Origin of the sequence: Sulfurihydrogenibium yellowstonense SS-5, from assembly GCF_000173615.1 — a bacterium.
Lineage (GTDB): Bacteria > Aquificota > Aquificia > Aquificales > Hydrogenothermaceae > Sulfurihydrogenibium > Sulfurihydrogenibium yellowstonense.
This window is the reverse complement of sequence record NZ_ABZS01000092.1, coordinates 1-6,607: the sequence shown is the minus strand read 5'-3', so window position 1 is coordinate 6,607 and position 6,607 is coordinate 1. Positions and strand designations below refer to the sequence as shown.

Sequence of the window (6,607 nt, the reverse complement as noted above, 5' to 3'; positions counted from 1 at the left end):
TTAATAAGTTACATCTGAACCGTGTGGGTTAGAAAGACGGAGAAGAATGGAAGCCAGTAAAAGACAGCTATCGTTACATCTGAACCGTGTGGGTTAGAAAGTCTGCTTTAGTGGTAGCTATAATAACAGGGATACTGCGTTACATCTGAACCGTGTGGGTTAGAAAGCCTACAGTTATGTCCCAAAAACCATTATGATACTTAGTTACATCTGAACCGTGTGGGTTAGAAAGTAATTTCTACGATATAGCTTTTTGAGTATAATACATTGTTACATCTGAACCGTGTGGGTTAGAAAGTTGGTTGATATTTTTAAATCTTCCTCAATGGTTTTTGGTTACATCTGAACCGTGTGGGTTAGAAAGCTTAAATGAATGTTGCCAATCTTTTCTAAATATTTCGTTACATCTGAACCGTGTGGGTTAGAAAGAAAGGCAGTCGCATCTTTACACCCAAACTTTACCCTGGTTACATCTGAACCGTGTGGGTTAGAAAGGCTTCAAGTAGATTTAGGTTGGATATTGTCTTAATAAGTTACATCTGAACCGTGTGGGTTAGAAAGGATTTTCTTAAAGCAGCAATTAATGTGCTAATCGTATGTTACATCTGAACCGTGTGGGTTAGAAAGATTCTTCTGCTAGTTTTAGGCTTTCTTCAAAGAACGGTTACATCTGAACCGTGTGGGTTAGAAAGTGTTTATTAATTTGATAACCACATTGTCGCTACATATGTTACATCTGAACCGTGTGGGTTAGAAAGTTCCTTCCAAAAATAATATATCTCAGAAGAACCCGAGTTACATCTGAACCGTGTGGGTTAGAAAGTTTGTACTTAGTATAGATTTCTGATCTCCAGATCTGGTTACATCTGAACCGTGTGGGTTAGAAAGGAAAGTTTGTATTTAACAAGTTCTCAATATACCAGAGTTACATCTGAACCGTGTGGGTTAGAAAGTGTTGTTCCATTCTTTTAACACAATTACAGCAAGAAGTTACATCTGAACCGTGTGGGTTATAAAGTGCTCTACTGCATCATAGATTGTTAATTTTTGTCTGTTACATCTGAACCGTGTGGGTTATAAAGTCAATAGCACGCAATACAGCGAATAAAGAAACAACGAGTTACATCTGAACCGTGTGGGTTATAAAGCCAATAACTGCCTCGCCAAACGAGTTGGTTGAGTGGGTTACATCTGAACCGTGTGGGTTATAAAGAATGAAATAGTGTGGCTCAAAGAATTTCACTGCTTCAGTTACATCTGAACCGTGTGGGTTATAAAGTTCAAACAACTCAATTTTATCTACAAGGTTCTTTCTGTTACATCTGAACCGTGTGGGTTATAAAGCGTTATTTTCTTCAACTACTAAAGAGTCTGTAAATAGTTACATCTGAACCGTGTGGGTTATAAAGTCTCTCTCGCTAATAATGTTCTCATCGCACGCTACCTGTTACATCTGAACCGTGTGGGTTATAAAGTTTACTATCCTATGCTTGCTTATCTTGTCTATCCCTGTTACATCTGAACCGTGTGGGTTATAAAGTCTTTATCTTTAGGTGTTGATTCATCAAGAATGATATGTTACATCTGAACCGTGTGGGTTATAAAGTTGCAATAGAAGGAGGCGTTGTTAAGCTAAAAGAAAGTTACATCTGAACCGTGTGGGTTATAAAGAATTGTAAAATGACTTTCTTGAGCAGAAAATTTAATAGTTACATCTGAACCGTGTGGGTTATAAAGGTATAATAGTTTTGTCTGCTCTCTTCCACATAAACAGTTACATCTGAACCGTGGGGTTATAAAGAGTTTACTAACGAACTCTATAGCTGGTCTACTTAACTGTTACATCTGAACCGTGTGGGTTATAAAGTTGACAGCCTGCTTCGGCGTGATAAAACGCAAGCGTGTTACATCTGAACCGTGTGGGTTATAAAGGAAAACTTGCCAGACTACAAACCATTCTTAACTAATGTTACATCTGAACCGTGTGGGTTATAAAGCTTACTCACATCTCACCTCTCACATCTCACGTTCTTAGTTACATCTGAACCGTGTGGGTTATAAAGTTAAGGATTAAAAAGAGATAATAGATTTTTGTTCCGGTTACATCTGAACCGTGTGGGTTATAAAGTGTCAGTTTTTACGAATTTTCTTGCTACCCACAAAATGTTACATCTGAACCGTGTGGGTTATAAAGCTTCTTTTTTGTTTTGTGCTTTCTGGTTCGCAGTAGTAGTTACATCTGAACCGTGTGGGTTATAAAGACGAGTTAATTGAAGTGAGTGAAGGAGAGCTCACTGGTTACATCTGAACCGTGTGGGTTATAAAGTGTAATGTAGAGAAGGAAGGTGTGGTGTTAGTATCTGTTACATCTGAACCGTGTGGGTTATAAAGTTGTATAGAGTTCCCCTCTGTATAGACAAATATTCCAGTTACATCTGAACCGTGTGGGTTATAAAGTCGTTTAATCCTCCTAATTAGTTTTATTTCCCACACGTTACATCTGAACCGTGTGGGTTAGAAAGCGGTAAACGGGGAGAGAAAAGTCAGTGTGAGTAGATGGTTACATCTGAACCGTGTGGGTTAGAAAGGCTTCTTTCCATATTCTTGTCAAAATATCTGACCTTAGTTACATCTGAACCGTGTGGGTTATAAAGGTTTCTACAGCTTTCAAAATAAATCTTTCTATTGCAGTTACATCTGAACCGTGTGGGTTATGCAAAATGCAAAGTGAGAAGTTAGATATGATACGTTTCATAATCGTTAATAGTTTAAATAACGTTTCAAATGTATCTTACCTTCACGCTACTAAAGTCCAATCTTAACCGCCAGGTTAGAAAGTTCTTAAATAAGTCAAAATATTTATATATTGATAATCAGATAGCCAATCTCGCTCATTACATATCTTATCCTGTTATATAATATTTACTATGGAGTTTAAAGATATCTTAAAAGAAAAAGCAAGCTTTATAAATAAGCAATTAGATAGATTTGTTCCCAATTGCATTCCTGAAGAATTATCTAATGCAATGAGATATTCTTTGGAAGCAGGTGGAAAAAGAATCAGGCCTATCTTAGTTATTGAATCTGCAAAGGCTGTCAAAGAAGATGTAAATGTTGAAGATTTTATAGATATAGCTATTTCAACAGAATTTATTCATACTTACTCTTTAATTCATGATGATTTACCTGCTATGGATGATGATGATTTAAGAAGAGGAAAGCCAACCTGCCATAAAGTATTTGGTGAAGCTATCGCAATTCTTGCAGGCGATGGACTTTTAACGTATGCTTTTGAAGTTATCTCAAACAATAAAAAGCTATCAGCTGAAAAAATTGTAAAAGTAATTAATATTTTGTCTCATAATGTAGGAATTTATGGCATGGTGGGGGGTCAAGCAGCTGATATATTGCCAAATTTTAAAGATGTTGAATTTATTCATCTAAATAAAACTGCAAAATTTTTATCTGCATGCTGTCAAATCGGCGGTGTGTTAGCTGATGCTACAGAAGAAGAGATATTAAAATTAAAAAATTATGGAATAAATATTGGTCTTGCTTTTCAGATATGGGATGATATTTTAGATGAAATCGGAGATGAGGAAAAAGCAGGAAAAAGATTACATAAAGATAAAGATAAAAATAAAATTACTTACCCATCTTTGTACGGATTAGAAAAGTCAATACAGATTGCAAAAGATTGTGTTGAAAAGGCAAAAAATGAGATAAGAGACTTGAAAAAACCTGAATTTTTGATTAAATTAGCTAAATATATTATCAGCAGAGAGGTTTAGATGAAATACGGAGAAAAAGAAATACTTGAAGCAAATTTAGAACCATGGCCTAATCCATATCCGGAGAGAAATTACACTATTGATATAACTTTTCCTGAATTTTCTTGCCTTTGTCCAAGGTCAGGGTATCCAGATTATGCGACAATAAAGATAACATACATTCCAGACCAATACATTGTAGAACTAAAATCTTTAAAGCTTTATCTAAACAAATACAGAAATCAGTATATATCCCATGAAGAGGCTACCAACAAAATTTATGAAGATTTATATAATCTTTTAAAACCAAGAAAGCTTGAAGTCATTGGAGATTGGAATCCAAGAGGAAATGTAAAAACAATAATAAAAGTAAGCAGCGAAGACAATAAGTAGGTTGTTAAAAAGATTTTCTATTTTCTCAATCTTTATTATTAATTCTTAGGCTAAAGAGTTTTATAATTTTAACTAAGTTTAAAGACTGATTTACTTTTTGATTGCAATTCTTAGGTTGTAAAAAAAATCCTCTTCAAGGATCACGGACAATAAAAAACTTAATGTATATATCTTTGGTGAGAAATTAGCGTTTTTTTTTGTAAAATTTAAAAATTAGATCCTTCGGACTTACGTCCTCAGGATGACAGCCAAATGTTGATTGATAGACATCAAAAAATGACACCCTTATTTGTCATTCTGCAGCCGGCGAAGAATCTCATACTTTTACTGAATTTCTCACCCAACGTATAAGCTACATATAAATAATCTGAAAAACTATCGGGATTTCTACTGTTATTCTCTTTGGTGGTTTTTTGTATGGTTGTAATTTCTTTAAAATCTCAATAGCTCCTTTGTCAAGAACGTTATACCCGCTTGAATCTACTATTTTTATAGAGTTTTCGTCTATTGTTCCATCTTCGTTTATAGTTACCCTTACAATCACTTGACCTTCTATCTTTAACCTTTTAGCAATTGGTGGATATAAATCTCTCTCTCTTGCCTGTTGATTTAGATATCTTATCAATTCTTTAAGGTAGCCGTCTATATCTTCTTCCTTTTTTTCCGGTTGTTTAAATTGGTCTGGCCTTCCTTTTGATAGGTCTATCGGCGTTGGTTCTGTTTTTGGCGTCTGTGTTACAGCAGGTTGTGTTTGCTGAGTTGGTTGAGTTTGTGGTGGATTTTGCTGTGTAGGTTGTTGAGTATTTTGTTTTTCTTCCGGTTTTTGAGCTTCTTGTTTTGGTGTTTCTGATTCTGGTTTGACAATAGGTTTTTCCAGCTGTGGCTTTGGTGCAGGTTGCGGTGGTGGTAATGTTTCTTTTTGCTGCACTATCTTTTTTTCTTCTACCTTTGGTGAAGGTTTAGTTTTCGGTAATGCTTCATTTTTCTGTATTATCTTTTTCTCTTCTACCGGCGGTTTAAACTCTTTTTTAAAGTCTTCATCAAGACTGACTGTGATTATTTTTTCTTTTTCTTCTTTCGGCTTTGGTTTAAGCAGAAGGAATGAGCTAAAAAGCAGTGCATGGATTAATAAAGATAATGCTAAGGATATAACTAAAAGTCTTTCTTTCTTAAAGTTCATACTATTCTTTTTTTGTCTCTATAATGTACTTTTCTAATCCTACCTGTCTACAAACATCTATAACCGTTACAACATCTTGAAAAATTACATCTTTTTCTGACCTTAAAGCGACTACCTGGTTTTCATCTGTTTTTACTGCTTGGAGTTTTTGTTTAAGCTCTTCCGAACTTACTTTCTGTCCTTCAAAATATATGCCGTCTTTTTTGATTGTTATTTCTATTCTTTTTTGTGTAGATTTTGCAGGTTCTCCTGTTTTTGCCTTTGGAAGGTCAAGGGGAATTTTTCCTTCTACCATAAATGTAGCAGTTGCCATAAAAATGATTAGGATAACTAAAACTATATCCACCAAAGGAATCATGTTTATTTCAGATATTTCTTTCTCGTTTTCGTCAATAAGCTTCATGTTTAGCTCCTTACTTTTTAGACTCTTCGTAAACCATCATCAAAAATTTTGCCTTTCTTACAAAGTAGTTGTAGGCTATAACAGCCGGAATTGCTACAAAAAGACCCATCGCGGTTGCTACTAATGCCTCTGATATTCCTGCCATTACAACTCTAACTCCAAACTCTGTTGAGGTTGAAAGGCTATGAAATGCTTTTATTATTCCTAAAACTGTTCCAAACAAGCCTATAAACGGTGCGTTGTTTCCAAAAGTTGCTAAAATTCCAAGCCTTTTTTCTAAGGATATTTTTAACTCTAACGGTTCAAACTTTGTTAAGTTTTTTTCTATCGTTTTGTAAGTGATAAATCTCTCAATGATAATTGCAAAATTGATAATGCTCATGATAAGCAAGATATAAAGAACAGGGTCTCCACCGATTAAGGCAAGTTTTAAAGCTATTTCTGTAATACTCATTTAACTCTCCTTATTAAAAATTATAAATCAATTATACCATCAATGGTGATGGTTAAGGTGGAAATTTGGCGGATAAGGCATAAATGCGTACTGAAGAAATGCATTTAGCAGTGCAGAAGCAAATATATAGTTAAATCTTGTGTTAATATTAACAATTTTTACTCTTCTTACACTCCGGACAGATGCCATAAACTTCAATGCTGTGGTCTAAAATATCAAATCCATGAACTTCTATCAACTCTTCTTTAAACTTTTCAAACGGGCAGTTATCAATAATTACAATCTTTTTACATTTTTGACAGATTAAATAATTCTTCTTGGAAGAAAGACCAAACCTTGCTTTATCTTCTCCAATCATGTAAGCTTTGACTACCAATCCTTGTTTTTGAAGCATATCAAGATTACGA

General features: G+C 34.6%; 6 protein-coding genes and 2 CRISPR repeat arrays. Of the genes, 2 read left to right on the top strand and 4 right to left on the bottom strand.

From position 1 onward, the window contains the following. Window positions 1-7 precede the first annotated feature (7 nt). A CRISPR array of direct repeats spans window positions 8-1,737; the repeat unit is 29 nt; unit sequence GTTACATCTGAACCGTGTGGGTTATAAAG. A 100-nt stretch (window positions 1,738-1,837) separates the two neighbouring features. Further along, a CRISPR array of direct repeats spans window positions 1,838-2,719; the repeat unit is 29 nt; unit sequence GTTACATCTGAACCGTGTGGGTTATAAAG. 208 nt (window positions 2,720-2,927) lie between these two features. Beyond that, window positions 2,928-3,791 (top strand): polyprenyl synthetase family protein, encoded by an 864-nt coding sequence (locus SULYE_RS04835; protein ID WP_007547076.1) that lies wholly within the window; start codon window positions 2,928-2,930, stop codon window positions 3,789-3,791. Beyond that, a complete protein-coding gene (gene queF, locus SULYE_RS04830) occupies window positions 3,792-4,163 on the top strand; it encodes a preQ(1) synthase (protein ID WP_007547075.1) in 372 nt (123 codons plus the stop codon). 352 nt (window positions 4,164-4,515) lie between these two features. Here queF and SULYE_RS04825 read toward each other — a convergent pair whose 3' ends face one another. The 4 genes from SULYE_RS04825 to SULYE_RS04810 all read right to left on the bottom strand — a co-directional run. Beyond that, on the bottom strand, window positions 4,516-5,343 hold the full coding sequence (locus SULYE_RS04825) for an energy transducer TonB (protein ID WP_007547074.1): 828 nt from the start codon (window positions 5,341-5,343) through the stop codon (window positions 4,516-4,518). Window position 5,344: 1 nt separating this feature from the next. Further along, window positions 5,345-5,746, bottom strand: coding sequence for an ExbD/TolR family protein (locus tag SULYE_RS04820; protein ID WP_007547073.1), 402 nt, complete (start codon window positions 5,744-5,746; stop codon window positions 5,345-5,347). Between the two features lie 10 nt (window positions 5,747-5,756). Beyond that, window positions 5,757-6,200, bottom strand: a complete 444-nt coding sequence (locus SULYE_RS04815; protein ID WP_007547071.1) for a MotA/TolQ/ExbB proton channel family protein — start codon at window positions 6,198-6,200, stop codon at window positions 5,757-5,759. A 148-nt stretch (window positions 6,201-6,348) separates the two neighbouring features. Further along, window positions 6,349-6,607: Fur family transcriptional regulator (locus tag SULYE_RS04810; protein ID WP_007547069.1), on the bottom strand; the 259-nt coding region annotated here is incomplete at its 5' end.

Bases quoted from the DNA above. Each gene is read 5' to 3' on its own strand.
- SULYE_RS04835 (WP_007547076.1), top strand. From the start codon at position 2,928: ATGGAGTTTAAAGATATCTTAAAAGAAAAAGCAAGCTTTATAAATAAG.
- queF (WP_007547075.1), top strand. From the start codon at position 3,792: ATGAAATACGGAGAAAAAGAAATACTTGAAGCAAATTTAGAACCATGG.
- SULYE_RS04825 (WP_007547074.1), bottom strand. From the start codon at position 5,343: ATGAACTTTAAGAAAGAAAGACTTTTAGTTATATCCTTAGCATTATCT.
- SULYE_RS04820 (WP_007547073.1), bottom strand. From the start codon at position 5,746: ATGAAGCTTATTGACGAAAACGAGAAAGAAATATCTGAAATAAACATG.
- SULYE_RS04815 (WP_007547071.1), bottom strand. From the start codon at position 6,200: ATGAGTATTACAGAAATAGCTTTAAAACTTGCCTTAATCGGTGGAGAC.